Source organism: Brucella sp. RRSP16, from assembly GCF_052246815.1.
Lineage (GTDB): Bacteria > Pseudomonadota > Alphaproteobacteria > Rhizobiales > Rhizobiaceae > Brucella > Brucella intermedia.
The window spans coordinates 1-1730 of the sequence record NZ_JBQQAM010000041.1 but is presented as its reverse complement, the minus strand read 5'-3'; the positions used below and the strand labels follow the sequence as shown (position 1 = coordinate 1730).

The following is a 1730-nucleotide window of genomic DNA, read 5'->3' as shown; positions in this document are numbered from 1 at the left end:
TTGTTTTAGCAAGTTAGGGATGCGACGTTTTTAGCAAGATAGAAATGCGACAGGTGCTGACGTTCAGCCCCCATTCCGAGAGGCTGGTCAGGGTTGCAAGCGAGGAATGGGGGCGGGTGAATATCCACCTCTTCGGCTTTAGCTTTGAGAGTGCCAAATGTCATTAAAGATGGGCATTTCACTCGGCTGCAGCCAACCGGGCTAATGCTTTTTCCCGACGTGCAGTAACTTCAGGATCGTTCATGTAAGCGGTGCGCGATTTGCGCTCACGCTTCTGATAACCGTTGGCTGTGCTGCCGTCGCGAACACCAAACATGTGGTTCGTCTGCCCCGTTCTGCGTGGTCCACTCTTACTGCGTTGCAATTCCCGACCTGCCTGCATCTCGGCCACAATCGATAGCATGTCATCCAATCGCTTGTTCTCGACAACAGGCGACCGGTGAACAGAACGAAGCTTGTCGAAGGTTGTATAGGGCAGGGTGTCCGTTCCATGCATGATCTCCAGACGGCCATCCGGATAATCGCAGACAATCACCTTCTGTCGGGCCAGCCGCTTTGCAAGCTCCGTCGGCTCCAGGATGAACAGCACCTTGTCGTAACGCAGCGTCAGTGTTTGCGAAAGTGTCCGTACTTCCTTCCGGCACATCGCGCTGTCGATGTTCTCATGCCCGGCCAGCGGTCGATGCATATCCTTCGGATTGCGCGGCTCCTTGCCAAACCGGGCATTGAAGTCTGCAATATATTCCGGCGCATAAGCATTTGCTGCTTCGATTGTATCAATGCCGCGCAGTCGCAATTCCTTCACCAGGCGATCCTGCAAAGTCCTGTTGGCCCGCTCGACACGGCCTTTGGCCTGCGGATTATTGGCACAGATAATATCGATGTTGAGCTCATAAAGTGCCCGACCAAACTGTGTCAGGCCGCTTGTTCGATCTTTCTCTGAACCATGTGTGGAGCGAAACACACCATGCTTGTCGCTGTAAAAGGCCAGCGGCTTGCCCCATTCCTGCAAGTAGGCCTTCGTCGCATGAAAATAATCGAATGTATTCTCTGATCCGGCAAAACGCAGATGCAGAAGCTTGCCGGTGGCATCGTCAATATAAACGAGGAGGGCGCATTTGGGACCCCGCTCCTCAAACCACCAGTGATGCGACCCGTCGATCTGCACCAGTTCACCGAAACAATCCCGCCGGCCGCGCGGCTGATGCAGTTGTCGCTTGCGTTCACGACGCGACGTCCACAACCCAGCCACCGTCATCCATTGCCGCAGCGTCTCCTTGCTGACTGAAAGCTGGTGTCGTTCGGCAAGCTTCTCACAGGCCAGTGTCGGACCGAAATCCCGATAATAACCCCGCACCAAATCCAGAACACCATTGCGGAAATCTTCGCTGTAACGATGATTGCTCGGGCGACCGCGTCTTCCCGAAACCAGTCCAGCACTCCCAAGTTTATCGTAAGCCTGTAAAAGACGATGAATCTGGCTGCGGCTGAGATCGAGCAATGCGGTGGCCTGTATAACGGTCAGGCGGCGATCCCGTATCTTCTGAATGACTTCCAATCGATTGAGTTCTCTCTGCGACATAGTAATCAAACAAGACATGGCAACTCTCTAAACTGATACACATCAATAGAGAGCCAGTCTTCCTTTCCTCGTTCGATCTGAACAGAGCACGCGACCTAAAAATGTCGCATCTCTATCTTGCCCATCTGTCGCATCTGTATATTGCTGT

Annotated in this window: 1 protein-coding gene; it reads right to left on the bottom strand. The window is 53.4% G+C overall.

The window, feature by feature from the left end:
- Positions 1–178: 178 nt before the first annotated feature.
- Positions 179–1600: an ISNCY family transposase gene (locus ACS5UA_RS22770; protein WP_443101883.1), complete on the bottom strand. Its 1422-nt coding sequence runs from the start codon at positions 1598–1600 to the stop codon at positions 179–181.
- Positions 1601–1730: the final 130 nt, after the last annotated feature.

Excerpts from the sequence above, each read along its gene's own strand:
- ACS5UA_RS22770 (WP_443101883.1), bottom strand. The coding sequence starts at position 1,600 with ATGTCTTGTTTGATTACTATGTCGCAGAGAGAACTCAATCGATTGGAA.